Origin of the sequence: Roseibium salinum (assembly GCF_026240905.1) — a bacterium.
Classification (GTDB): domain Bacteria; phylum Pseudomonadota; class Alphaproteobacteria; order Rhizobiales; family Stappiaceae; genus Roseibium; species Roseibium salinum.
Map to the genome: position 1 here is coordinate 296,891 of NZ_JAPEVI010000002.1, position 22,817 is coordinate 319,707.

At 62.7% G+C, this 22,817-nt stretch carries 24 protein-coding genes and 1 pseudogene; 10 read left to right on the plus strand and 15 right to left on the minus strand.

What is annotated here, in order from left to right; all coding sequences use genetic code 11:
• Positions 1-32: 32 nt before the first annotated feature.
• On the minus strand, positions 33-557 hold the full coding sequence (locus ON753_RS03680; RefSeq protein WP_265961205.1) for a Crp/Fnr family transcriptional regulator: 525 nt from the start codon (positions 555-557) through the stop codon (positions 33-35).
• Between the two features lie 71 nt (positions 558-628).
• Between ON753_RS03680 and ON753_RS03685 the strand changes: the two genes are divergently transcribed.
• The gene (locus ON753_RS03685) at positions 629-1,186 is read left to right on the plus strand and encodes a hypothetical protein (RefSeq protein ID WP_265961206.1); all 558 of its coding nucleotides are present in this window, start codon (positions 629-631) and stop codon (positions 1,184-1,186) included.
• Here ON753_RS03685 and ON753_RS03690 read toward each other — a convergent pair.
• The 4 genes and pseudogenes from ON753_RS03690 to ON753_RS03705 all read right to left on the minus strand — a co-directional run bounded on the left by ON753_RS03690 (position 1,168) and on the right by ON753_RS03705 (position 3,621).
• Positions 1,168-1,959: a hypothetical protein gene (locus ON753_RS03690; protein WP_265961207.1), complete on the minus strand. Its 792-nt coding sequence runs from the start codon at positions 1,957-1,959 to the stop codon at positions 1,168-1,170. The two genes, ON753_RS03685 and ON753_RS03690, sit on opposite strands and share 19 nt — an antisense overlap.
• Before the next feature lie 155 nt (positions 1,960-2,114).
• Positions 2,115-2,834 (minus strand): hypothetical protein, encoded by a 720-nt coding sequence (locus ON753_RS03695; protein ID WP_265961208.1) that lies wholly within the window; start codon positions 2,832-2,834, stop codon positions 2,115-2,117.
• 242 nt (positions 2,835-3,076) lie between these two features.
• Positions 3,077-3,388, minus strand: a complete 312-nt coding sequence (locus ON753_RS03700) for a type II toxin-antitoxin system RelE/ParE family toxin (RefSeq protein WP_265961209.1) — start codon at positions 3,386-3,388, stop codon at positions 3,077-3,079.
• Positions 3,375-3,621, minus strand: a pseudogene (locus ON753_RS03705) (type II toxin-antitoxin system ParD family antitoxin). The gene ON753_RS03700 and the pseudogene ON753_RS03705 overlap by 14 nt, the downstream one beginning before the upstream one ends.
• Positions 3,622-3,658: 37 nt before the next feature.
• Between ON753_RS03705 and ON753_RS03710 the strand changes: the two are divergent.
• The 4 genes from ON753_RS03710 (at position 3,659) to ON753_RS03725 (ending at position 7,471) form a co-directional block, all read left to right on the plus strand.
• Positions 3,659-3,877, plus strand: a complete 219-nt coding sequence (locus ON753_RS03710; RefSeq protein ID WP_265961210.1) for a hypothetical protein — start codon at positions 3,659-3,661, stop codon at positions 3,875-3,877.
• 45 nt (positions 3,878-3,922) lie between these two features.
• Complete coding sequence (locus tag ON753_RS03715; protein WP_265961211.1) at positions 3,923-4,504, plus strand: NADPH-dependent FMN reductase; 582 nt, start codon at positions 3,923-3,925, stop codon at positions 4,502-4,504.
• Positions 4,501-5,697, plus strand: a complete 1,197-nt coding sequence (locus ON753_RS03720) for an MFS transporter (protein WP_265961212.1) — start codon at positions 4,501-4,503, stop codon at positions 5,695-5,697. Before ON753_RS03715 ends, ON753_RS03720 begins: the two co-directional genes overlap by 4 nt.
• Before the next feature lie 145 nt (positions 5,698-5,842).
• Positions 5,843-7,471, plus strand: a complete 1,629-nt coding sequence (locus ON753_RS03725) for an acyl-CoA dehydrogenase family protein (RefSeq protein WP_265961213.1) — start codon at positions 5,843-5,845, stop codon at positions 7,469-7,471.
• Positions 7,472-7,492: 21 nt separating this feature from the next.
• Here ON753_RS03725 and ON753_RS03730 read toward each other — a convergent pair whose 3' ends face one another.
• Positions 7,493-7,840 (minus strand): ArsR/SmtB family transcription factor, encoded by a 348-nt coding sequence (locus tag ON753_RS03730; RefSeq protein ID WP_265961214.1) that lies wholly within the window; start codon positions 7,838-7,840, stop codon positions 7,493-7,495.
• Positions 7,841-7,895: 55 nt separating this feature from the next.
• Here ON753_RS03730 and ON753_RS03735 point away from each other — a divergent pair, with 55 nt between their 5' ends.
• Both ON753_RS03735 and ON753_RS03740 read left to right on the plus strand, forming a co-directional pair.
• Positions 7,896-8,705: an alpha/beta fold hydrolase gene (locus ON753_RS03735; RefSeq protein ID WP_265961215.1), complete on the plus strand. Its 810-nt coding sequence runs from the start codon at positions 7,896-7,898 to the stop codon at positions 8,703-8,705.
• 135 nt (positions 8,706-8,840) lie between these two features.
• Complete coding sequence (locus tag ON753_RS03740; protein ID WP_265961216.1) at positions 8,841-9,635, plus strand: class I SAM-dependent methyltransferase; 795 nt, start codon at positions 8,841-8,843, stop codon at positions 9,633-9,635.
• Positions 9,636-9,747: 112 nt separating this feature from the next.
• Here the strand turns inward: ON753_RS03740 and ON753_RS03745 are convergent, their stop codons facing one another.
• From ON753_RS03745 to ON753_RS03765, 5 genes are read right to left on the minus strand one after another with little or no spacing between them, the layout of a single operon-like run.
• The gene (locus tag ON753_RS03745; protein WP_265961217.1) at positions 9,748-10,659 is read right to left on the minus strand and encodes an SMP-30/gluconolactonase/LRE family protein; all 912 of its coding nucleotides are present in this window, start codon (positions 10,657-10,659) and stop codon (positions 9,748-9,750) included.
• Positions 10,656-11,618, minus strand: a complete 963-nt coding sequence (locus tag ON753_RS03750) for an ABC transporter permease (protein WP_265961218.1) — start codon at positions 11,616-11,618, stop codon at positions 10,656-10,658. The genes ON753_RS03745 and ON753_RS03750 overlap by 4 nt, the downstream gene beginning before the upstream one ends.
• Complete coding sequence (locus ON753_RS03755; protein ID WP_265961219.1) at positions 11,611-12,552, minus strand: ABC transporter permease; 942 nt, start codon at positions 12,550-12,552, stop codon at positions 11,611-11,613. The genes ON753_RS03750 and ON753_RS03755 overlap by 8 nt, the downstream gene beginning before the upstream one ends.
• On the minus strand, positions 12,549-14,024 hold the full coding sequence (locus ON753_RS03760; protein ID WP_377046881.1) for a sugar ABC transporter ATP-binding protein: 1,476 nt from the start codon (positions 14,022-14,024) through the stop codon (positions 12,549-12,551). Before ON753_RS03760 ends, ON753_RS03755 begins: the two co-directional genes overlap by 4 nt.
• A gap of 20 nt (positions 14,025-14,044) precedes the next feature.
• Positions 14,045-15,061: an ABC transporter substrate-binding protein gene (locus ON753_RS03765; RefSeq protein WP_265961221.1), complete on the minus strand. Its 1,017-nt coding sequence runs from the start codon at positions 15,059-15,061 to the stop codon at positions 14,045-14,047.
• 219 nt (positions 15,062-15,280) lie between these two features.
• On the opposite strand from ON753_RS03765, the gene ON753_RS03770 reads away from it, so the two are divergent.
• The 3 genes from ON753_RS03770 (at position 15,281) to ON753_RS03780 (ending at position 18,761) form a co-directional block, all read left to right on the plus strand.
• Positions 15,281-16,549, plus strand: a complete 1,269-nt coding sequence (locus tag ON753_RS03770) for a GAF domain-containing sensor histidine kinase (RefSeq protein WP_265961222.1) — start codon at positions 15,281-15,283, stop codon at positions 16,547-16,549.
• Positions 16,546-17,265 carry a response regulator transcription factor gene (locus ON753_RS03775; protein WP_265961223.1) on the plus strand — a complete coding sequence of 240 codons (720 nt, stop codon included), beginning with the start codon at positions 16,546-16,548 and terminating at the stop codon, positions 17,263-17,265. The genes ON753_RS03770 and ON753_RS03775 overlap by 4 nt, the downstream gene beginning before the upstream one ends.
• Before the next feature lie 305 nt (positions 17,266-17,570).
• The gene (locus ON753_RS03780) at positions 17,571-18,761 is read left to right on the plus strand and encodes an adenylate/guanylate cyclase domain-containing protein (RefSeq protein ID WP_323054679.1); all 1,191 of its coding nucleotides are present in this window, start codon (positions 17,571-17,573) and stop codon (positions 18,759-18,761) included.
• A 58-nt stretch (positions 18,762-18,819) separates the two neighbouring features.
• Here ON753_RS03780 and ON753_RS03785 read toward each other — a convergent pair whose 3' ends face one another.
• From ON753_RS03785 to dctP, 4 genes are all read right to left on the minus strand, one after another.
• Complete coding sequence (locus ON753_RS03785) at positions 18,820-19,767, minus strand: dihydrodipicolinate synthase family protein (protein ID WP_265961225.1); 948 nt, start codon at positions 19,765-19,767, stop codon at positions 18,820-18,822.
• Between the two features lie 23 nt (positions 19,768-19,790).
• Entirely contained in the window at positions 19,791-21,086 is a 1,296-nt protein-coding gene (locus ON753_RS03790; protein ID WP_265961226.1) for a TRAP transporter large permease, read from the minus strand.
• Positions 21,083-21,646, minus strand: coding sequence for a TRAP transporter small permease (locus ON753_RS03795; RefSeq protein ID WP_265961227.1), 564 nt, complete (start codon positions 21,644-21,646; stop codon positions 21,083-21,085). The genes ON753_RS03790 and ON753_RS03795 overlap by 4 nt, the downstream gene beginning before the upstream one ends.
• Before the next feature lie 72 nt (positions 21,647-21,718).
• The gene (gene dctP / locus ON753_RS03800; RefSeq protein ID WP_265961228.1) at positions 21,719-22,723 is read right to left on the minus strand and encodes a TRAP transporter substrate-binding protein DctP; all 1,005 of its coding nucleotides are present in this window, start codon (positions 22,721-22,723) and stop codon (positions 21,719-21,721) included.
• Between the last annotated feature and the right edge of the window lie 94 nt (positions 22,724-22,817).

Consider the following 22,817-nt stretch of genomic DNA (forward strand, 5'->3'; position numbering starts at 1 on the left):
GGTGCTCACTGGAAATCCCAACGAGCACCCCATCACGGCCTCCGTCTTGCGAGTTCCCGATAGAGCGCTTCCCGGGTAACGCCAAGAAGCTGGGCGAGATCCTGCCATTCTCCCTTCGGCGGCAGATCCCGCGCATCCGCCAGCCAGGCATCGAGCCGCTCGCTCACGGTGCGCAGCGTCCTGATCTCCGCCTGCATCCGCGCGCCTTGCAGGCTGTGGGCCAGGTGCGCGGCCCATCTCTCGGAGAGGTCCGCATTCGCGCCGAGACGGTCCCGGAAGACGGTAACCGGGATCGCCAGCAAACTCGCCGTTTCCTTTGCAAACCCGTCGCAGTGATAGCTCCTCTCGTAAACAGACGCCTCGGCGACGACCTGCCCCGATCGGCTTCTGTGCAGGATCATGCGCGCGCCCTCGCCGGAATGGCGCACCAGGTCGATCTGCCCGGCCACCACCAGGTAGGCGCTCCGGACAGGATCGCCTGAGCGGAACACGGCCCGGTCTTTTGCCAGCGCTAGGTCAACACCGCCTTCGAAGAGTTCGGAAAAATCAGCCGACATGATTGCAATCATATGATCGGTCGCGGCGATATGCCATCACCTTCGCACCGAAACCAACGGGAGCTCGCATCATGAGACCGACACTGACAGCCGCCGCTTTGTCCTGCGCCCTCTCGCTTCTCCCCGCGGGTGGGGCCCTGGCGCAGGGCCATGGTCACGAGCACAGCCACAAGAATGCCGGTGCACCCTATTCCGGGCTTCAGACGCGCGATATCAAGAGCCTGTCGCCGGAGGATATTGAAGAACTGCGCCGCGGCGGCGGCTGGGGACTGGCGCTTCCGGCCGAACTGAACGGCCTTCCCGGGCCCGCACATCTCTTGACCCTCAAGGAAGAGATCGGCCTGACAGCGGAACAAGTGGAAAAAGTCGAGGCCCTCTACGAGGACATGCGAGTTAAGGCCATTGCCGCGGGCGAGCGGCTGATCGCCGCCGAAGCCGCGCTCAGCGGCGCCTTCGAATCCGGCGATATCAAGCCGGAGCTTCTGCAGCGCCTGCTGGAGGCAGCCGGATCAGCCCGTACCGACCTGCGCTTCATCCATCTGTCCCGGCACCTTGCAACGCCGGGTCTGCTCACACAGGAGCAAATCCGGAAATACAACGTTCTGCGGGGCTATGCGGATGACAAGTGAGCCGCGATGTTTCGCCGGACGAAAAAGACATCGGCGAGCACCAGAACGCTGAGTGCGGCAAGTGCCGTTGCGAGCAACGGACCCTGAAGCGTCTCATAGGCGGCCAGCTTTTCCTGCGCGATCAGGGCCTGCAGAACGCCGAAGACGCCAAGGAAATTGTGAAAGGCGATGGTCGCGTAGACATCGCGGGAGAGAAAGAAAAAAGCGCTCGTCAGCAATCCGATGCCCGCAAGGAAACCGACCATCGCAACCGTGTTGAACGGTGGGCTGTGTGCGAAGTGATAGAGGCCGAACAGAACACTCGCGACAATGGCCGCGAGTGGTATCGCCAGCCTGCCCCCAAGCCCTGTCGACTGGCAGAGCGTACCTGCTACAACAGCCCAGCACACAAGCACCTCGGCCATCGAGACGACCAGAACCTGGGCATAGGCGTTGAGAATGACGGTGGGATGCGCCGTCGGAGCCCCTTGCCCGACGTAGAGCGCGAGACCGAGTGCAATCCCGATGGGCAGCCAAACCAGCGTTCGAACCGGCGATCCGAATCCCATGCGATCTCTTCGTAGCCGGCTTCTGCGGACCAGAAGGCCCAGCAGCAACGCGGAGCCGAGTATCCCGACAAGGATATTCGCAACACCCGTGTAAACGAGCCGGTCCAGCACGGCATCCGGCCGGAGCAGCGTGTCAACGCGCCCTTCGAATATCCAGGTGACCAGCGTCCAGACGGCCCACAATCCAAACACCGACAGCATCGCTTTGCCCCGGTCGACAACCATTCGGCATTCCTCCGCAATCCGCATGACAGATAGCAGCTCGTCATCGCCGTTCATTGACGCGGGTCAATATGGGAAGCGTGAGCCGGGCAGTGTGGAGGTTGCAGGCGTGATCCTCTGGACGGTCCAACCGCGGAACACCAATTGCCGGACTGGAGCTAAAACTCCGCAGCTTTCGCGACAAGGATGCGCAGGTCGCCGACCGTTTCAAAGCCGGCCCGGCGCGCGTGTTCCAGATCCATTCCGGATTCGTAACCGGCAATCGGAAGGCTCTCGTCGATCGTCGCGACAATGGCCGCGGCGTCGGCAAAGACCCCTTCGGACGAAGAGCGTGAGAAAACGTTCGAAAGGCCGATACAGTCCGCGGATTTGTTGCCAATGCATCCGGCTTCGAACCTGCCGTCATTCTTCAGGCCGAAGAAACAGATGTCCGGCATATTCAACATCGCTTCGTTGAACATCCGGCGCTCGGTGGGCGACCCGGTTTCGTTCCACGCCTCCTCCCAGATCTCCAGGTCATGCGGATTGTCAATCCGCTGCCAATCCCTCTGGCCGGGCGTATTCCCCGGTTCCCGCCAGATCCAGGACGCCTCGAACAGCACCTCAAAGCCCTTGTCGTGCAGCTCCAACTCGCAGAAACTGTCCTTCAGACCGAGCGCTCCGTTGAACCGTGCCGCCAATCCGCCGAGCAGCGACAGAACGTCGTCGGCGCGATCTGGAGACTGCACGGTCAGATTGGAATAGTAGGGCGGAGGCTCGTCCTTGCCGACAAAGGCGTAAGGCAGCCGCTCAAAGCCGACCCCGTGCGATTTGAACACGGCTTCGTAAAGATCGGCATTGTTGTTCGCCGCGACCACGGCGCGCGCATCGACAGCCATGAAAATCCCTTCTACCGATCGACAGCCGGCAATTGTGCCCATCCGCTATTGGCCCTGAGCCGTCGCTATTCGGAACCACTATAGGCATCGAGATCTTCCAGCGTCTCCAATCGGGTGACAATTTTACCATCAGCCTCGTGTTCAGCGCACAAAGAGGTGTGGCATCCATTCACGATCGACGGTCCAGATCAGCCCTCTCTGTCTGCGATGGCGGCGCAAATTCGGGTGCGATGGCAGGCTCGCTATTCTTCAAGAAGCACTGTCCAGTTTTGCGTCCCGCCCAGTACGCGGATAATGGCGATATGATCGTCTTCAATTCGGTAAATAACTGTATGTTGAGCGCTGGGGTGTATGCGGACGGGTGGGGTAAACTCCAACCGCTCGCGCGCGATTTCGGGCATTGCCAGAATGGTATCAAAGGCATCTTCCAATGCCTCTGTGTAACGGTCCGCCTGCTCCATGGACCAGCCATGAGCCGTATAGCGCCAGATATCTTCCAAATCGCTTTGTGCTGCCGGGGTAAGAAGGTAATACGTGAGTTTACGGCTTGCCATGACGCTCCCGCATGCGTGCCTTGAACTCCTTGAAATCGAACGGGCGAGGTTCGCCGCTTGAGAGCCCTTCGTCTATTGTCTGTTGAATGTCAGCGGTCGCTTCGATGCGCTCCTGATCACGGCGAGATCAGATGGCGCACATAGTCGCTTGTGTTGCTGAACTTTCCATCTTTCAATCGAGTTTCCACCCAGTCCTTCATCGGATCGGGAAGAGATACGTTCATAGTCGCCATGGTGCTTTCCTCCATCATTCTTTCAGGATATCAATTCATGGCAAAGATTGTCAAATCTAATGACAAAGATTGTCATGATGAATTTTGCATGCGCGAACGCACACCGCCAGGGCGTCGTGCCCCCCGCCCTCACCCGAACGCGCCGCCGTCAAGCCTGGGTCAGCCTCCTGGACACCAACGCGGAAAAGAGAATTTAAATAATTTTTTTCTCGTTGATTCTAAACGATATTTTTTCCTTGACCTCAACTTAACCTGAGCAATTAGGGTTCCTGGCATTCACTTCGATTGCAAGGAGACTGCTATGCACACCTCACTTCGGATCGGCCTGATTCAGGGCAGCATTCGCGACGGACGTTTCAATGACACGATCACCAACTGGGCGGCGAAGCGCCTTCGACAACAGGGCTTCGACGTGCGTATCATCGACCCCCGCGATCCGGCGCTGTTGCCGCTCCAGGTTGGTGATCCTGCGGCCGAGGCCCGGTTGTGCGAAGCGCTTGATGGCATGGACGGGTTTGTGGTCGTCACGCCGGAATACAATCACGCAGCGCCCGGTCCATTGAAGAGCCTGATCGATGCGGCCAAGGCGGAATGGGAGGCCCGCCCCGTGGGGCTGATCTCCTATGGCGGCATCTCGGGCGGTCTCCGCGCCGCCGAGACCCTGCGGCCTGTCTTCGCCGAGCTTCACGCCATGACGCTGCGCGACACGGTCAGCTTCGCCATGCCCTTCAACAAGTTCGACGAAAACGGCGAATTGAAGGATCCGGCCGACGCGAAGCGCGCCGATGCCGCCATGGTGACCTTCGGCAACAGCCTTGCCTGGTGGGCGCAGGCCCTGCAGACGGCACGCAACGAACGGCCCTATGGCCGGAGGGCCGCATGATGGACCTCTTACGCGACCGGAGGGCTGTCGCTCTCTTGCTGGCGGCGTCGCTGACGATCCTGTCGAACGCCACGATCAGTCCCGCCCTGCCGGGCATCGAGGCGCGTTTTTCGGGCACCCCTGACGCCGCGCTGCTCACCCGGCTGCTGGTCACCGCTCCGGCCCTGATGGTCGCGCTCTGCGCGCCCATCGCCGGTATGGCGGCTGATCGCTTCGGGCGCCGGCGCCTTCTGCTTGCCGGCGTGTTGCTGTTCTCCCTGGCGGGAAGCGCGGGAATGGTGCTGCCCGACCTGCATCTGATATTGGCCAGCCGCCTGGTCCTCGGCATCGCCGTGGCGTTCGTGATGACGTCCCAGGCCGCACTGGTCGGCGATCTCTTCCAAGGCGCGGCGCGTGGCCGCTTCATGGGCTACCAGATGGCGGCAACGAATTTCGGCGGTTTCGTTTTTGTCGCCTTTGCCGGCTGGCTGGCGGGGTTCGACGTCTTTCTGGTCTTCGCGCTCTATGCCGTCGGGCTCCTCTACCTGCCCTTCCTGTGGCGCGCCTTTCCTGCGGAGCGGCCGGCCGCCGACAACCCGGCGGAAGGGCTAACCAGCGACGACGGAGGTGCCGACACGTGGATCCCGCAGCTGACATTCCTCGCGGCACTGGCCGGTGGCACCTTCGTGATTTTCTACATGGTGCCGACGCAGGTCCCGTTCTATCTGAACCAGATCGGCCATACCGATCCCGCCGCGTCAGGTGCCGTCATCGCCGCCGTCCCGCTGGCCGCCGGCTGCGCGGCATTCGTGTTCGGGCCCCTGCGCAAGCGCTTGGGACGGGGCGGCGCACCGGCCCTGGGGTTTCTCGTCATGGCGGCCGGTTTCTGGCTGTTGCAGAGCGCGATGACGCTTCCGGCCCTCACTGTCGCGGTCGGATTGATCGGCGGCGGTTTCGGATGGGTCATGCCGGGTTTCATCACTTCGGCCCTGGACGTGGCACCGGCCGGCCGGCGCGGTCTCGCCAGCGGTGCCATTACCACGAGCATCTTTCTCGGCCAGTTTGCCTCCCCGATCGCCGTCCAGCCCCTGGTGGAAACCCTTGGATACGTCGAGACCTACCGGATCACGGCGCTGGTTCTCGTCGGCCTGTCGGCGATCGCGGCCATCGGCCTGAGGCCCCCCAGGAGCAGTACCGTTCGCTTTGCCGAGTGAGCGGCGCAGTGGCCGGGCCGCGGGAGATCGCTATTTCAATTACGAAGCCTCCCCAAGCGGCCCGACCGGGGACTCGGAAGCAGGTCCAATGATACGGTAGCCTGACAAGTGTTCGACATATGCCTCACACAGGGGAGATGCACAAATGGCTCCGAGCGAAGCGGAAACCGATCTTGGCACCCACCGGGTCGAGAACCAGCCTCCCCTGCGCGGCGATATCGATCTGTTTGGCAGTGACCCCGTGCTTCGGGATCATCTCATCGGCCTGGGCGACACCGAACGGCATGAGCTGGCGGAATATGCCCGGTTGATCGGCACACAAGAGATGCGCGGCGCGGCGCGCGAGGCGAACCGCTACCTGCCGGAACTCCAGCAGTTCGACCGTGGTGGACGGCGGCTGGACGAGGTCCGTTTTCACCCCGCCTATCATCGCTTCATGGCGGTTTCCTGTGCGGCGGGCTATTCGGCAGTTGCGTGGGAAGAGCGGCCGCACGGCCATCTGGCACATGCCGCCATGGTCTATCTGGCAAGCCAGGTCGAACCCGGCCACTGCTGTCCGTTGACGATGACCTATGCCGCCATTCCCGCACTGGCGGTGACGAGCGATCCGGTGATCGGCGCATGGCGGGAAAAGCTGCTCTCGCGCAGCTACGACCCGTCCGTGCGCCCGGTCGCGGAGAAGACCGGCGCGACGCTCGGCATGGCGCTCACCGAAAAACAGGGCGGCTCGGATGTCAGGGCCAACACCACCCGGGCCGAACGGGACGGCGATCACTGGCGGCTGACGGGACACAAGTGGTTCTGCTCCGCGCCGATGTCGGACGGCTTCCTGACGCTGGCCCAGACCGCCAAGGGGCTGACCTGCTTCCTCGTGCCCCGCTGGTTGGAGGGGGAGCGCAACGCCATTCGTCTCGTGCGCCTCAAGGACAAGCTGGGAAACCGTTCGAACGCCTCTGCGGAAATCGAATACGAGCGCGCGCTGGCCTTCCAGATCGGCGAAGAAGGGCGGGGCGTGGCGACGATCATCGAAATGGTCCACCACACGCGGCTGGACACGGCGATGGCGCCGGCCGGCCTCATGCGCGCGGCCCTGTCCGAGGCGCACCACTGGGTGACGCACCGGACGGCCTTCCAGAAGCGGCTGATCGATCAGCCGCTGATGCGCACAGTGCTGGCGGATCTCGCCCTCGACCTGGAAGGCAGCCTCGCGCTCGGGCTGCATATGGCGCGGGCGACCGACGGCAAGCGGCCCGAAGACCGGGCGTTCGCGCGCATCGGTGTCGCCTTGGCGAAGTATCTCTCCAACAAGCTCTGTCCCCAGGTTGTGGTGGAGGCAATGGAGGTTCTCGGCGGGAGCGGCTATGTGGAGGAAAGCACCCTGCCCCTCCTCTATCGCGAGGCGCCGCTGAACGGCATATGGGAGGGCTCGGGCAACATCATATGCCTGGATGCGCTCAGGACGCTGGCAAAGCAGCCGCTTTCAAACGACGGCCTGACCGAGGAGCTGGAGGCCGGCGCCGAGTTCTATCCCGGATACAGGGCCGCATTGGAGAACTACCGGCAGGCCTGGCCCCGTTTGCCCGATGAGAGCCTGGCGCGTGCCTTCATCGAACATACGGCCCTGCTTCTCACCGCATCGGTCCTCGTGCGCACCGCGCCGGCGGAGATTGCCGAAGCCTTCATCCTGACCCGCCTGTCAGGGCAGAGAGGCCGCACGCCTGGAGCCGCCGTCGGGTTGAACGCGGCAAGCGTGCTGTCGAGGCTGTCTTCGTGAAGGGTGCACGGCAAACCGCCGTCATTTCCTGGCCGAGATATCCGTTACATCAGCGTCCTTGATGTTGAGCGACTGTCTCAGCCAGCTTGCATAGTCGGCAAGCGCTGCTTCGTTGCGCGAACAATAGGTCCATTTCTGCTGACGCTTCGTCGTGATCAGCCCCGCCCGCCTGAGCAGCTCGATATGCCGGCTCATGGTCGGCTGACTGACGCCGAAATGTTCGGCGATGAGCTGCACACACACACCCGTCGTCACCGGGTCCGCCGACTTCTGTCCGCCAAAATGCTTTATCGGCTCGTCGAGCAGACGCAAAATTTCTATCCGGGTTTCGTTGGCCAATGCCTTGACTTGATCTTCTCTGTTCGCCATGTCTATCGTTATATAGCAAATTTGCTAATTGTCTATCTAAAAGCGGGAAAGCATGATGCTGGAACTGAACGAACGATTTTCCTACGACGGCCAGTCGGTCGCCTGGGGCTCCCTGGGCGAAGGCGACCCCATCATTCTGATACACGGCTTTCCCTGGTCCGCGCAGGCCTGGCGCTCGATCGCTCCCTGGCTCGCAAGGACGCACAAGGTCTACTATTTCGACATGATCGGCTGCGGACTGTCGGAGAAGAACGAGGGACAGAACGTCACGGAGTCGGTACAGAGCGATCTTCTGGAAGCGCTCGTCGGCCACTGGGGCCTGGAGCGCCCGCAGGTCGTCGGTCACGATTTCGGCGGGCTTGCCGCCCTGCGCGGCCATTTCGTCAACGGCATCGACTACGGCAAGCTCCACCTGATCGATCCCGTCGCGGTCCTGCCGTCAGGCTCACCCTTCTACGCGCATGTCGCCCGGCACGAGGCCGCCTTCGCCGGCTTGCCTGACTACGCCCATGAAGCACTCTTTCGCGCCTACATTCAGGCTGCCGCACACTACCCGCTGCGCGAGGAAGCGATCCGGATCTATTTCGAACCGTGGTCCGGCGATGCCGGCAAGGCGGCCTTCTACCGGCAGATAGCCCATGCCGACACGGCCAACATCGAAGCGGCCCAGAAACGGTATGCGCCGACCGATTTCGACATTCACCTGACATGGGGCATGCGCGACACATTCATTCCGCCCGAACGCGGGCGGCAATTGCAGGAGCTGTTGCGGGCAAAGAGCTTCACGCCGATCGAGAATGCCGCCCACTTCGTCCACGAGGACGCCCCCGCCGCCCTTCTCGGCTCGTTGCTGCAGAGCATCTGATCCTGTTGGGCAGGGGACCGCACGTTCGGGACGCTCAATGGTATTGGGCCGCGGCGCGGGCAATTGCCAGGAACGCGAAGCTGGCATAGCCTTGCTCGCATAGTGTGCAAAAGCTCCTTGCGGGAAGGCTCCGGCATGTCATCGGCAACCGAAGGTGTCAAGCAGTATCAGGACAGCCGGAAGCTCGCTGCACGGGCGCGCCTGCACGGCGAATACACGGTTGCCGAGACGCCCTGGTTTCCATGGATAGCCGGTCAGTTGCCGCTCAAGCCAGGGGACCGTGTTCTCGACATCGGCTGTGGTCCGGGCTGGTTCTGGCAGGCGGTCGCCGCAACACTGCCGGAAGGTCTTGACCTGACGCTCGCCGATACCTCGGATGGCATGGTCGAGGAAGCCCTTGAACGCTGCAGGCCCCTGCCGTTCGGTTCCGTTGCGGGCCGGCAGGCGGACGTCTCGGAGTTGCCTTTTGACGACGGCAGTTTTGACGCCGTCATTGCGATGCACATGCTCTATCACGCGGCTGACCCGGCCGCCGGCATCGCCGAAATCTACCGTGTCCTCAAGCCCGGCGGCACGCTTGCGGTCACCACAAACGGTGCCGGCAATCTGCGCGAGCTCTACGAACTGACCACCGTCTTTGGCGGCACCCCGACAGAGCCCGTTGCCGCCGTCTTCGGCTTCGACACGGCCGAACGGCTGATGCAGGCGCAGTTCGGCAATGTCACCGGCTCCCGGCATCCGGCGGTGTTGCGGATCACCGATCCCGAAGACGTCTTTCTTGCCCTCACCTCCTATCCTCCCGGCGAAAACGCCGACGAGGCGCAGCAAAAGGCCTTCCGCAAGGCCACTGACCGCGCCTTCCAGTTAGGCAACGGCACCCTTGAAACCCGGAAGGAGATGGGGCTGTTCCTCAGCAGGAAGACGCGTTAATGCCGAACGAGGCGGGCTTGCAATCCCGGTAACGAGTCACGATAACCGGTGCCAGCTGAATTGGTCCACACGACCCCTCCACGGCCGGCGACGTCCGCGCCGTCGGAAAACTTTAAACAGCGGATTTGGCGTTCACCGCGATGAGGTAGATCGACGTGGTCGCCGTGATGTACAGCCGGTTTCCCCTCGGGCCACCGAAGCAAAGATTGGCGACGACTTCCGGCACGAGGATCTTTCCGAGCCGCGTTCCGTCCGGATGGAAGCAGTGAATGCCGTCCGCGGCGGAACTCCACAGGTGGCCCGACGAATCGACCCGCATGCCGTCCGGAAGCCCCTTGTCGATCGTTGCAAAGACCCTGTCCGAGATAATTTCGCCGTCCTCGCCGATCTCGAAAGCCCGGATCACCGACGGAACGTCCGCGTCGTGGCTGGAGCCCGATTCGGCCACGTAGAGCGTCCTTTCGTCCGGCGAGAAGGCGAGGCCGTTCGGCTGGACGAAATCGGTGATCATCGCCTTCACGCTGCCGGTCCGGGGATCGATGCGGAAGACATTGTGCCTGTCCTGCTCCGGCTCGGCCGCATAGCCTTCATAGTCGCTCAGGATTCCGTAGGTCGGATCGGTGAACCAGATCGCACCGTTGGACTGGACGATGACGTCGTTCGGAGAATTCAGCCGTTTGCCCTCGTACCGGTCCGCAAGCACGGTGCGCGTGCCGTCCACCTCGGTCCGCGTCACGGAGCGGGTGCCGTGCTGGCAGGTGACGAGCCGGCCCTGCCGGTCCCGCGTGTTGCCGTTGCTGTAGTCGGACGGCGTGCGGAATACGCTGACCTGGCCGTCGGGCGTCAACCGTATCATCCGGTCGGCCGGAATGTCGGAGAACAGCAATATGTTGTGGTCGGCGAACCAGACGGGTCCTTCCGTCCATTCAAAACCCGTTGCGATCTGATGAAGACGTGCATTGGGCTGGATCAGCGCCCGGAACCGCGGATCGTCGAGCCGGTAGCAGGAGTTGTTCTGGTTCATGCGGATCGGTCCTTTCCGGATGCGGCGGCGACAATCGCGATGATGATCGTTCCGGTCATGATGAGACGCACGCCGGCGCCGAGGCCATAGGAGTTCAGCATCGAAACGATCAGGAACATCAGCAGCGCACCGCCCCATATGCCCGGTACGTTCGAGTTCCCGCCGGCGATGGAGCAACCGCCTATCACGACGACGGCGATGGAGATCAAAAGGTATTCGGTGCCCATGTTGAGCGCCGCCCCGCCGGAGAAACTGGCCAATAGATAGCCGGTGAGCGAGGCGAAAACCGCCGAGGACACATAGGTGATCGCCCGGACGGCTTCGACCGGTACACCGCTCAGCCTTGCGGCCCTGGTGTTCTGGCCGAATGCGGAAATCCAGCGGCCGAAGATCGAACGCTCGAGAACGATCCAGCTTATCACCGCCAGAAGAATACCGAGGATCGTCAGGTTCGGGACGCCGGCAACGGACCCGGTGGTGAAGTCCGCAAGGATCTGGGGCGGCTTGACCCTCAGGCCCCGGTTCGACCAGATCGCCAGGGACTGATAGAGGAACGATGCCGACAGGGTGGCGATGATCGGCGGAATGCGCAGGAGCCGGATCAGAAGATAATTGAAGATGCCGGCCCCGAGGCCGACCGCAAGCGCAATGCCCAGACCCGGAAGAACAAGACCCGCAGCGCCGTGCATGAATTTCAGCGACAGCGTCCCAGCCAGCGTCATCGTCGAGGGGATCGACAGGTCGACATTGCCCGGTCCCAGCGTGATGACGAACATCTGCCCGATGCCGACAATGGCCGAAAACGAGGCAAAGGTGAGCGCGGCGGCCAGAAGCTCGCCGCCGCCCCCGCCCTCGGTCAGAGACAGCGTGGCGATGAACGCGAGCGCGCTGGCGGCAAAGGCCCAGAACCACGGGCGCTTCGGCAGTGAGGTGATCGTTGTAACCACGGTGTTATCCATTTTTCGCCTCCCGCCATTTTCTTCCGCGCCGGGAGAAGACCAGCCGGACCGCCAGCACCAGGATCAGGATTGCGCCCTGGGCACCGATCTGCCAGTCCGGGGACAGGCGCATGAACGACAGAAAACTGCCGGCAAGCGCCAGTGTCAGTGCCCCGATGACCGCGCCGACTGGCGACACCCTGCCGCCGACGAATTCGCCGCCACCCAGGATGACGCCGGCAATCGACAGCAAAGTGTAGCGCAGGGCGATGTTGGCGTCCGCCGAAGTGGTCAGGCCGACAAGGCACATGCCCGACAGCACCCCGAAGAGGCCCGCCAGGCCATAGGCGCCGGCCTTCAGCCGGGTGACGGACCATCCCGAGCGTGCCACAGCCTGCATGTTGCCGCCGACGGCCCTCAGCAGCGTGCCGGTGGCAGAGCGCATGATGAGCAGATGCGTTGCCCCGGCAATGATCACGCAGGCGACCACCGCCATGGGAACAAAAGGCGGCTTGACGGTCATAAGCGTGCGGATCCAGCCGGGTGCCGCCCCGCCCGGAGAAGGCAGCAGCAGAACAGCGAGCCCGCCCCAGACGAACGACATGCCGAGTGTCACGACGATCGCCGGCAGCTGCCGCACGTGGATGAGCGCGCCGAGGCCGGCATAGGCCAGGATCGCGGCGGCCAGGATCGCGGCGCCCAGAAGCGGTGTATCGTTCAGGTACGTCGCGGTCACGCAGGCGACGAAGCTGACGAACGTTCCGATCGACAGGTCGATGTCGTTGACCATCATGATCATCATCTGGGCAATGGTCGCCAGCGCGATCGGGACGGCCAGATTGAACAGCAGGTTGAGGCCGAAATAGCTCATCGCCCTCGGCTGGAGATAAAAGACCGCTCCAAGCAGAACGGCCAATGAAAGGATGGGAAGAAGGATCCTGAAATTGTTGTTCATTCCGCCGCCTCCTGCATTTCGAAAGAGGCGGCCAGGATATTCTCCTCGTTGATGGCGTCGCCGCTCAGTTCGGCGGAAATCCGTCCGGTGCGGAAGACGAAGACCCGGTCACACCGGCAGACTTCTTCGGTTTCGGTCGAGTACCACAGGAAGGTGCGGCCCGCAGCGGCTTCCCGGCGGATCCGGTCGTAGGCTTCCTGCTTGGTGCCGACATCGACGCCGCGCATGGGATCGTCCATCACCACGATGGGTGCGGACGAGGCGAGCGCCCGGGCGAACAGGACCTTCTGCTGGTTGCCGCCGGAAAGGGACAGGATCGGATTGTCCATGTTGCCAGTACGAATGCCGATCTTCGCCTTCCAGTCGTCGGCAAGCGCGCGCTCTTCGTCGCGGTCGACGAGCGTACGGCGCGTCAGGCCCGGCAAATGGGTCAGGGTGAGATTGCGCAGGATGGACCAGAGCGGCATTATGCCGTCCCGGGTGCGGTCCCCCGCGACAAAAGCGACCTCCGGCTCCTTGATCTGGCCGTAGCCGCCGGAGCGGGACATGAAGAACCGCGCCAGCGTCTCGGCCTGGCCGTGGCCGGCAAGACCCGCCAGCCCGACGATTTCGCCGCGGCGGGCAGAAAGACCCTCAGGGGTTCTCAGAACCTCTTCGCCGAAACTTTCGGCCTTTTGCACGGCGACCAGGGCCTCCGTCTTTTCGCTGGCCACATGGCCCATGGCGTCAATCAGCCCCTGCTGGGTGAATTCGCCGGCCGGCCTGCTGGCGATGATCTTGCCGTCCTTCATAACGTCGATGCGGGTCGCGACATCGAAAACCTCGCCCAGCATGTGGGAAATAAAGATGACTGCTCCGCCTTCCGCGCAGAACCTGCGCACCTGGTCCAGCAACTGCCGTGCGATCGACGCATCGAGCGAGGATGTCGGCTCGTCCAGGATGACGAGGCGGGCGGAGTTCTTGCCTTCGGCAAATCCGGCGGCGATCTCGACCATCTGCCGTTCGGCGAGCGTGAGATCTCCGACCGTCATGCCGGGTTCGATGCGGTGGCCGGGAAAGATTCGGTCGAGGGTCCTGGAAATCCTCCGTGCCGCCCGCTTCCGCCAGCCGGGTCCCGAAAGGTCACGATGCGGAATTCTCAGGTTTTCCAGAACCGTGAGATTGGGGCAGAGCGACAGTTCCTGGAAAACGCTGCGGATGCCGGCGGCCCGCGCCATCTGCGCTCCGGTGCCGGTGCTGCCGTCAGACATCGTGTATTGAACGCTTCCTGCGGTGGGTGTCAGTCCCCCGTTGATGACATTGACCGCAGTGGATTTTCCCGCGCCGTTGTGACCGACGAGCCCGACACATTCGCCGGGTCTGACGGTCAGACTCACCCCGTCGAGCGCGCGCACTGCACCGAAGTGCACGCGCGCGTCCGAGAGGGCAACCAACGGGACATCCGGATCTGGATCACCGGTGCCGGTTGCCAGTTGCAATGCGACGTCTCCCTTTACTTGGCGTCAGCGATCACGGCCTTGGCGTCTTCCAGGCTGTATTCGACATTCGCCACCGAGCCCTCGGGCGTCGAAGCAAGGGTTTCATCGAGCGTGTCCTGAGTCACCGTCAGGAAGGGCACGGTCAGGTCCTTGGGCACTTCCGCCCCGTCAAGGACCTGCTGGGCAACCCAGAAGGCAAGCGTGCCGACGCCGGGAGCGATCGACAGGGACAGCGTTTCATAGCCGCTGGCATCGCGTGCTTCGGCCCACCATTTCATTTCGTCCTGGCGGTTGCCCATGACAATGATCGGTGTGTCCCGTCCGGCCGCCTTGATGGCCTGCGCGGCGCCGTAGCCGTCACCGCCCTGCGTGACCACGCCGTCGATCTCCGGCAGGCTCGGCAGGATGCCCGCGACCGCCTTTTGCGCAACGTCCTGTGCCCAATCGCCGTGGACGGAACCGACGATCTCGAACTGCGGGAATTCCTCCACGCCCTGTTCGATGCCGGCGTGGATCTCATCGTCCACGAAAACCCCGGCAAGACCCCGGATTTCCAGCAGGTTGCCGCCGTCGGGAAGCCTCGAGGCCAGGTATTCGACCTGCTGGCGGCCCATTTCCTTGAAGTCGACGGCGATCCGCCAGGCGCATGGCTCGGTCACGATGCCGTCGAAGGAGACGACGACGATCCCGGCATCGCAGGCTTCCTTCACGGCGCCGTTGAGCGCCGTGGGCGAGGCCGCGTTCAGCACGATGGCGTCATAGCCCTGCAGGATCAGGTTCTGGATCTGCGCCGCCTGCTCGGTGGCCTGGTTTTCAGAAGTGGTAAAGGCGTCGGCAGCGGCGACGATCCCGTCTTCCACAGCCTTGTCCCCGACCTTGGCCCAGCTTTGCAGCATGGCCTGACGCCAGGAATTCCCGGCATAGTTGTTTGAAAGTGCTATCCGCTTGTCTGAGGTATCTGCAAGGGCATAGCCCGGCAGGGCCGCCGAAATCAGCGCGACGGCACCCAAGAGCTTGGCTTTGGTATTCATAGTTCCTCCCTGGCGCATGTGCGCCTCCAATCAGGACACGGTTCTCCCAACGTGTCCGTACCAGATTGAAGAGGTCGGCGGTCCCGGTAAAGCCGTGCTCGCGCATCGCAGTTGCGGGAACCCGCAACTGCGATGCAGTTGCTCGCCCACATGACGTCTTGCCGACTTAAGGTAGGTGCCGCACACTGATGGTAACAACGCGAGGAGCTTGTTGTGCCCATGCGGCAGGAGACGGTCACAAACCCGGAGATGCTGGAGCCAAATCCACTCGTCTCCCTGCTCAGAATATCCAGCCATCTGGCCGGCCAGGTCGAAATTCGCGCGGCGCTGCGCTCCGTCAAGACCGAAATCGAGAACCTTCTGCCGATCGATCACCTGGATGTCTGCCTGGTCGACGACAACGTCACCTGGAACACCAGCTACGAGGTCGGCATCCGCACCCGCTGGAGCCTGTCGCGAACGCCGGTCGCGATCTCGCCGGTGCGCAGCATCCTTTTCGGCGAAACCGACTACATGCTCACCGACAACGCGATGGAGGACGAGCGCTACACCTACGAGGGCGCGCTTGCCCAGCCGATCATCAAGCACAAGCTGCGCAGCCGCGTGAACGTCGCCATGAAGGTGCTGGGACGCACCGTCGGCGCGCTGAACTGCTCTTCCCGCACGCCCGGCCTCTATGACGAGAAGACCGTCGAAAGGGTCCGGCAGATCGCCGACGTGCTTGCCCCTTATTTCTATTCCCTGAAGGCCAACGAAAAGGCCAAGCAGGCGGCGATCGTGCGGGCCGAAGCCCAGGCGCGGGAAGAAGGACTGCGCCAGGGCGCCCTCGAACTGACGCGGGTGCTGGAACAGGAACGCCAGCGGATCGGCATGGATCTGCACGACCAGACGCTGGCCGACCTGACCCGCATCATGCGCGATCTGGAAAAGGCCGAAACGCCGGACGACAAGGCCCACGTGATCGGCAGCATCCAGGACTGCATCCAGGATTTGCGCCGGATCATCGATACCGCGGTGCCGACGCTCCTGGACCTCTTCGGCTTCGCCCATGCCCTGCGCATCCACCTGGAACGGGCCGTCGAGGATGCGGATGCCACGATCCTGCAGGTTTGCGACGAAACGGACGGACGGATCGACCGGCTGGACCCGGTGACGCGAATTGCGCTCTACCGGATCGCCCAGGAAGGGATCAACAATGCCGCACGGCATTCGGGCGCAGACAGGATCAGCGTTACGGTCAGATGCCGGAAGGGCCAGTTGAAGATGGTTATAGAGGATAACGGTCTTGGTCTGCCCGGCGGCAAATCGGGACGCCACGGCGGGAAAGCAACGGGCGGCATTGCGCATATGCGCACGCGGGCGCGGCTGATCACCGCCGACTTCAGTGTGTCCGGCAAGGACGGAACACGGATCACGGTGAAGCTGCCGATGTCCGGCGAACCCGATGAGGACGCCTGCCCGACCGAGCCGGCGGAGTGGGAAGCATGAAGGTTCTTCTTGTCGAGGACGACCAGTTTCATGCCGGATACCTGACCGAGGCGTTGCGTCAGGCCTTGCCGGAAGTCGACGAAATTCTCCATGCGGTGAACGGGCTGGAAGGAGAAACACTGGCGCGGCAGCACTCCGTCCAGGCGGTGGTGATGGACCTGCAGATGAAGGAGCGCAACGGCATCGACGCGGCGCGCACGATCTGGCGCGAAAGACCGCAGACCCGGATCCTCTTCTGGTCCAATTACGCCGATGAAGCCTATATGCGCGGCATCGCGAGGATCGTGCCGCACGAGTCGTCCTATGGCTACGTCCTGAAAACTGCAACGCGGGACCGGCTTCATCTTGCCCTTCGGGCCGTTCTCCTGGAATCGCAGATTGTCGTCGACCAGGAAATTCACCGCGTCCAGCAGCGCCACATCCGGACGCATGATGCCCTGACCGACAGCGAATATGCGGTCCTGATGGACATGGCCCTGGGCCTGTCGGACAAGCTCATCGCCAAACGGCAGGGCCTGTCGCTTCGAACGGTCCAGAACCGTCTGCTGTCGCTCTACGACAAACTGGGCGTCGACATTTTCGAATCTGGCACCGCAGACCTTGCGATCAACAAGCGCACCCGCGCCATCACGCGCGCGCTCAATCTCAGGGCCATCAACGCGGAGAGCCTGGAAAGCGCGGAACGCGATCTGCAGAAATGGCTGAGCCGGCTGTAACCGGGCCCGGTGGCGCCCTGATTTCCGCAAAAGCACCAGTGGGTGAGCCGAGCGGCATCTGCTATAATTCATGACTAAGCACATGCGAGACCGGCGCATCCTGCATTCAGGCGAACGCAGGCAAGACGGTCCAGTTCATCAGGATCTATCTGCTGTCGGGCATTCTTGCGATTGCGAGTGAACGCCCGCTGATCTGCAGGGAGGCTGTCACGTCCTATCCAATCCCGGCCCATGAGACGGAACGGCTCGGCGCCCTTCTCGCGCTCAACATCCTCGACACGGCACCTGACCTTGGCTATGACGAAATCGCCGAACTCGCGGCGCAAATCTGCGGTTGCCCGGTCGCTTACATCGGCTTCATGGACGACGATCGCATGTGGTTGAAGTCAAAATACGGTTTGCCGCCCGACTTCAACTCCTGCCCCCGCGAGATTGCTTTCTGCACCACGACCGTATGCGGTACCGAGTTGGTCGTCTCGCCCGACTTGCGCGAGGATCAGCGATTCAATCAGCTTCCGTTCGTGACCGGCGAACCCTATCTGAAATTCTATTGCGGCATGCCTCTCATCAACGACGAGGGATATGCGCTCGGCACGCTTTGCGTCATGGATTTTGAGCCGCATAAACTCGCATTCGAACAGATCGAGGCGGTACGCAGGCTGTCCCACCAGGTGCTGACGCAGCTTGAATTGCGCCGGAAGCTCATCGAGTTCGATACAGCGGTCAGGGAACTGGACGAGGCCCGCACCGAGGTTGTCGCCGAAAAGAGGCGCACCGACGAGCTGCTAGCGAATATTCTGCCCGCGGCGATTGCCGACGAACTCAAGCGAAGCGGCAAGGTGCAGCCGAAATATGCTTCGTCTGCCACCATTCTCTTTGCCGATTTCAAGAATTTCTCGCTCCTTGCCGAGCGCGTGGAACCTGCCGCACTCGTCGGCACGCTTGACCAGTACTTCACTGCCTTTGATGAAATCATTGCGCGCCATGGCCTTGAGAAGATCAAGACCATCGGCGATGCCTACATGGCTGTTGCGGGCGTCCCCGCAACCAGCCGGCATCATCCGTTCGATGCCTGCCTCGCGGCACTCGACATCGAGGCGACGATGGCCCGGATTGGGGCGCAGCGGCAGAAGCTGCATCTGCCGTCGCTCGAACTGCGCATCGGGCTTCACACCGGGCCTGTCATCTCGGGCGTTGTCGGCCGCCGGAGATTCACCTTCGACATCTGGGGCGACGCCGTAAACACTGCAGCCCTTATGGAGGAGAACGGTGCACCGGGCCGCATCAACGCCTCGGAAACCGTGGCCAGCTACGTCAGAACCCTCTTTGAACTCGAGCCGCGGGACGCAATCAGGACGAAGCACGGCCGCCAGCTCGAGATGTTCTTCCTCAACCGGATCAGACCGGAGCTGTCGCGCGATGCCGAAGGCCGCCTGCCGAACGAAAAATTCGCAACGGAATGCGCGCGCCTGCTGACCGGCTTCTCGGCAGCCTGAAGCGTCCTGCGTTTCAGATGAACACAGATGCCCCTGACGCTCTGGTCTCAATCAGATTTCAAGATGCCGGTGCGCTCTTGAGCGATGCAATGCGCCCGCGCTGCTGCTCGGCCCCTTCCAAGATCCGATCGACAACGACGTCGATGGCCCAATGCCGCTCGGGCAGGTCGTAGGCCACAGTGCGGGAGTGATCGCTGGCAAAGGTACCGATCCGCTTGTGGAAGCGCTTGGCGAGTTTCGGATAGCCGAAGGCTTCGCTGAGCGCGGAGAGGACGAGAAACGTCTGAAGCTCCTCCGCCATCTCCGGGTGGTCGGCGCCATGGTCGTAGAGCCAGCGGTAGAGATCCGGATGGAAATTGTTCATCACGCCTGAAAACCCCAGGCCGCCAGCCTGCATCACCGGCCAGGCGATGGCCGCGTTGGCATTGATGATGGCAAGCGGCGTTCCCCGCGTCATGTCGATCCGCCGCTTAACGGTGTCCAGGTCGCAGGCCACGTCCTTGAGGAACGCGAACCGGCCGCTGTCGGCGCACCATTTGACCTCCGCGTCGCTCAGGAGCCGGCGGTAGGGCGCGGGACACTCGTAGAGGCCGAGGGGCATATCGCCCGGCAGCGCCGAAATCATGTCCTGCATCCGCGCCAGCAGTGTCCCCTCCGGATCACCCGCGCCTGCGAACCGGTTGGTGACGAACACGACCGCGTCCACACCGGTGTCGGCAATCGCCCGCAGTTCCGCCTTCTGGTCTTCCACGCTCTCCGAGACGTGGCCGGAGGCGACGACCGGCACGCGGCCGTTCACATGATCGACCGCAAAGCGCGACAGGTCGCGACGCTCCTCCAGGCTGAGGAACTGCATCTCGGAGGACTGGCAGACGGCGAACAGGCCGCTCGAGCCGTGTTCGATATACCAGTCGAGAAGCCGGGCATAACCGTCCCAGTCGATGTGGTTTTCCGCATCGAACGGGGTGAGAACGACCGGATAGATGCCTGAGAGTGTGTGCTGCATGTTTATTCCGTTGAAAGAAGATCCTAGCCCGCATAGCCCATCAGGCGGGGCAGCCATAAGGTGATGTCGGGGAACAGGATCAGGAGCAGAAGGGCGAAGACCAGCACCGCGAGAAACAACCAGATCTCGCGGATGATTTCGCCGAGGGGGATGCGCGTCACCGCGTTGATGACAAAGAGCAGGATGCCGTAGGGCGGCGTGATCAGCCCGATCATGCAATTGACGATCGCCACCACGCCGAAATGCACGAGATCGATGCCGAGTTCCCGGCAGGCCGGCACGAAGAGCGGAATGATCACCAGGATGATGGTGGACGCATCGAGAAGGCAGCCCAGAAGCAGGATCAGCACGTTGACGCCCAGCAGGAAGACAATCGGGCTCACGTCCAGGCCGACAAGGGCACCCGCGACGCGGCCGGGAATGTTCTCCGAGGCGACGATGTAATTCAGGATCAGGGCCCCGCCGATCACCAGGCCGACGGCCGCCGAAGAGCGCCCGCTGGAGACGAGGATCTCGTAGAAGGTCTTGAGGCTGAGGGAGCGGTAGAACAGCGCCGCCAGCAGCAGCGCGTAGAGGGCCGCGACCGCGGCGGCTTCCGTCGGCGTCGTCACGCCGCCATAGATGCCGTAAAGCAGGATCGCCGGCATGAGCAGCGCGGGAAAGGCGCGGAAGGTCACCAGCGGAAATTCGCTCAGCGGAACCGGTTCCTCCTTGGAGAAACCGCGCCGGTGCGAGATCCACAGGTTCATCGTCATGAGCACGAGGCCCATCAGCAGGCCCGGCAGGATGCCCGCCAGGAACAGGTACCCGATCGAGGTGTTCGACACGAGCGCGTATAGCACCATCGGGATAGAGGGCGGTATGATCGGGCCGATGGTCGCCGATGCGGCGGTGATCGCGGCGGCATAGCCGCGCGTGTAGTGGCCCGACTTGGTCATCATTTCGATGATGATCTTGCCGATTCCCGCTGCATCGGCCACCGCCGAGCCGGACATGCCGGAAAACACCAGCGACGCGACGACATTCACGTGGCCCAGCCCGCCGCGGAAGCGGCCGACCAGCGCGATGCAGAACCGCAGCAGCCGGTCCGACACGGTGCCGGCGTTCATGATGTTCGCGGCCACGATGAACAGCGGCACGGCAAGGAGGATGTAGCTCTGGTAGAGACCGTCCATCAGCACCTTGCCGGCCACGCCGATGTTCTGGCCCGCGGCAAGCAGATAGACGAACGAACTGATGAGGATGGCATGGGCGATGGGCGCGCCCATGCCCGCGATCACGAAGAGCGTCGCGAGGCAGAGAAAGAATTCAAACGTCATTCCGGCCCCCGCTCGCCGGAGCCCGTCGTCAGTCCGGCGCCATCGCCCCGCAGGGCCCGCACCGCCGACCAGAGGGCGCGCAGTCCAACAGCGACCAGAAAGACGATGTAGATGACGTAGACATCGCGCATCCGGATCCAGTCGCCGAAAACATCGCCCAGGGTTGCGGTCTGTTTGATGCGCAGGATCTTGAAACGGCTCCAGGTGGGCTCGACCGACGCCAGAAGACCGATGCCGATGACGAGGCCCGTTATCACCAGGAAGGCACGCGCCACGGGGAAAGGCACGCTTTGCGCCAGAAGATCGAAGGTCACATGCTCGTGCCGGCGAACCACGAATGCATTGCCCCAGAAGATCAGCCAGACCCAGAGCGCAAGGCAGAATTCGAGCGTCCAGCCATAATAGCCCGGGTCCAGAAACGGCAGGGCTCCGGTCAGAGCGTCAAGCCGCGCGCCGTAGCGGATGGCGACCTGAACGATAAAGGTCGCAAACATCAGGAACATGAACAGGGCTACCACCGCTTCGCACAGCCGGTACAGCAGGCGGATGATGTCGGACATGCTGCTTCCCTTTGGACTGGCAGGCATCGCGGAGGGCGGCATGCCGCCCTCCGCTTTGGAAAACGGCCGGTGTTACTGACCAAGCTCGTTGATGCGTTCCAGCACGCCCTCGGGCCAGGAGGCCGCAAGATCGGAAGCCAGATATTCGGCCTGCACGTGCTCGCGGAAGGCGGCAAGATCGGGCTCATAAAGCTCAAGACCCTGCTCTTTCAGGAAGGTACCGAGTTCCTCCTCCTTCGTGAGCTGAGCCTGGCGGGCGGACTCGGCCGCGTTGACGGCAGCCTCCTCAACGGTCGCCTGCTGTTCCGGGCTCAGCCCGTCCCAGACGGCTTTCGAGAACGCGATGTAGTTCAGGTCCACGAGGTGCTGGGTGAGTGCGATCTGTTTGGTGACTTCGTAGAATTTCGCATCCACCACCGTGGGAAGCGGGTTGTCCTGTCCGTCGACGGAGCCGGTCTGAAGCGCGGTATAGACCTCCGTGAAGGCCATCGGCGTCGGGTTCGCGCCGAGTGCGCGGCCCAGGAACTGCCAGGCGTCGCTGCCCGGCATGCGAAGGTTCACACCATTGAGGTCAGCCGGCGTCTTGACGTCAAGCTCGGAGCGCGGGAAGCGCAGGTTCACGTGCCGCTTGCCCAGGTACATGACTGCCAGAAGCTTCACGCCCAGCTCGTCCTCGACCTTCTTCTTGAACGGATCCATGACCGCGTCGTTGAAGACCGCGACCTGATGCTCCGCGCTCTGATGCACGTAGCCGGCCGTGAAGATCGAGAATTCGGGGAAGAAGGTGGCAAGCTCCTGCGCGGACGCGATCGACATTTCCAGATCGCCGGTCGCGATCGATTCCAGTTCCGAGCCCTGCGCGATCAGCGACGCGTTGTAATGGGGCTGGTAGGTCGCAAACTCCGCGACGGCCGGCCCGAAGACTTCGGCCAGGGCAATGCTGCGCTGGTCGGTGTCGGAGGCCGGGGTGGACATGCGCAGGGTCACCTTGTCCTGCGCGTATGCGGCGGGAATGATCGAGGTCAAGCAGGTGAGCGCAAGGGCGCAGACGGAAAACTTGCGGCGGGTCAGTGTCATTGTGGTTTCCTCCCAGACTACTGCAAGGAGACCAACCCGCATTCGGGCCGAAACACCTGAATGCGGAAATGCTGGTCTCTTTCATAATGCCGGA

Coding starts and splice junctions, on each gene's coding strand:
- ON753_RS03775 (WP_265961223.1), top strand. CDS start 16,546: ATGAAGGTTCTTCTTGTCGAGGACGACCAGTTTCATGCCGGATACCTG.
- ON753_RS03680 (WP_265961205.1), bottom strand. CDS start 557: ATGTCGGCTGATTTTTCCGAACTCTTCGAAGGCGGTGTTGACCTAGCG.
- ON753_RS03740 (WP_265961216.1), top strand. CDS start 8,841: ATGTCATCGGCAACCGAAGGTGTCAAGCAGTATCAGGACAGCCGGAAG.
- ON753_RS03770 (WP_265961222.1), top strand. CDS start 15,281: ATGCGGCAGGAGACGGTCACAAACCCGGAGATGCTGGAGCCAAATCCA.
- ON753_RS03785 (WP_265961225.1), bottom strand. CDS start 19,767: ATGCAGCACACACTCTCAGGCATCTATCCGGTCGTTCTCACCCCGTTC.
- ON753_RS03735 (WP_265961215.1), top strand. CDS start 7,896: ATGCTGGAACTGAACGAACGATTTTCCTACGACGGCCAGTCGGTCGCC.
- ON753_RS03750 (WP_265961218.1), bottom strand. CDS start 11,618: ATGGATAACACCGTGGTTACAACGATCACCTCACTGCCGAAGCGCCCG.
- dctP (WP_265961228.1), bottom strand. CDS start 22,723: ATGACACTGACCCGCCGCAAGTTTTCCGTCTGCGCCCTTGCGCTCACC.
- ON753_RS03790 (WP_265961226.1), bottom strand. CDS start 21,086: ATGACGTTTGAATTCTTTCTCTGCCTCGCGACGCTCTTCGTGATCGCG.
- ON753_RS03690 (WP_265961207.1), bottom strand. CDS start 1,959: ATGGTTGTCGACCGGGGCAAAGCGATGCTGTCGGTGTTTGGATTGTGG.
- ON753_RS03695 (WP_265961208.1), bottom strand. CDS start 2,834: ATGGCTGTCGATGCGCGCGCCGTGGTCGCGGCGAACAACAATGCCGAT.
- ON753_RS03710 (WP_265961210.1), top strand. CDS start 3,659: ATGGCAAAGATTGTCAAATCTAATGACAAAGATTGTCATGATGAATTT.
- ON753_RS03745 (WP_265961217.1), bottom strand. CDS start 10,659: ATGAACCAGAACAACTCCTGCTACCGGCTCGACGATCCGCGGTTCCGG.
- ON753_RS03725 (WP_265961213.1), top strand. CDS start 5,843: ATGGCTCCGAGCGAAGCGGAAACCGATCTTGGCACCCACCGGGTCGAG.
- ON753_RS03795 (WP_265961227.1), bottom strand. CDS start 21,646: ATGTCCGACATCATCCGCCTGCTGTACCGGCTGTGCGAAGCGGTGGTA.
- ON753_RS03700 (WP_265961209.1), bottom strand. CDS start 3,388: ATGGCAAGCCGTAAACTCACGTATTACCTTCTTACCCCGGCAGCACAA.
- ON753_RS03755 (WP_265961219.1), bottom strand. CDS start 12,552: ATGAACAACAATTTCAGGATCCTTCTTCCCATCCTTTCATTGGCCGTT.
- ON753_RS03730 (WP_265961214.1), bottom strand. CDS start 7,840: ATGGCGAACAGAGAAGATCAAGTCAAGGCATTGGCCAACGAAACCCGG.
- ON753_RS03715 (WP_265961211.1), top strand. CDS start 3,923: ATGCACACCTCACTTCGGATCGGCCTGATTCAGGGCAGCATTCGCGAC.
- ON753_RS03765 (WP_265961221.1), bottom strand. CDS start 15,061: ATGAATACCAAAGCCAAGCTCTTGGGTGCCGTCGCGCTGATTTCGGCG.
- ON753_RS03720 (WP_265961212.1), top strand. CDS start 4,501: ATGATGGACCTCTTACGCGACCGGAGGGCTGTCGCTCTCTTGCTGGCG.
- ON753_RS03685 (WP_265961206.1), top strand. CDS start 629: ATGAGACCGACACTGACAGCCGCCGCTTTGTCCTGCGCCCTCTCGCTT.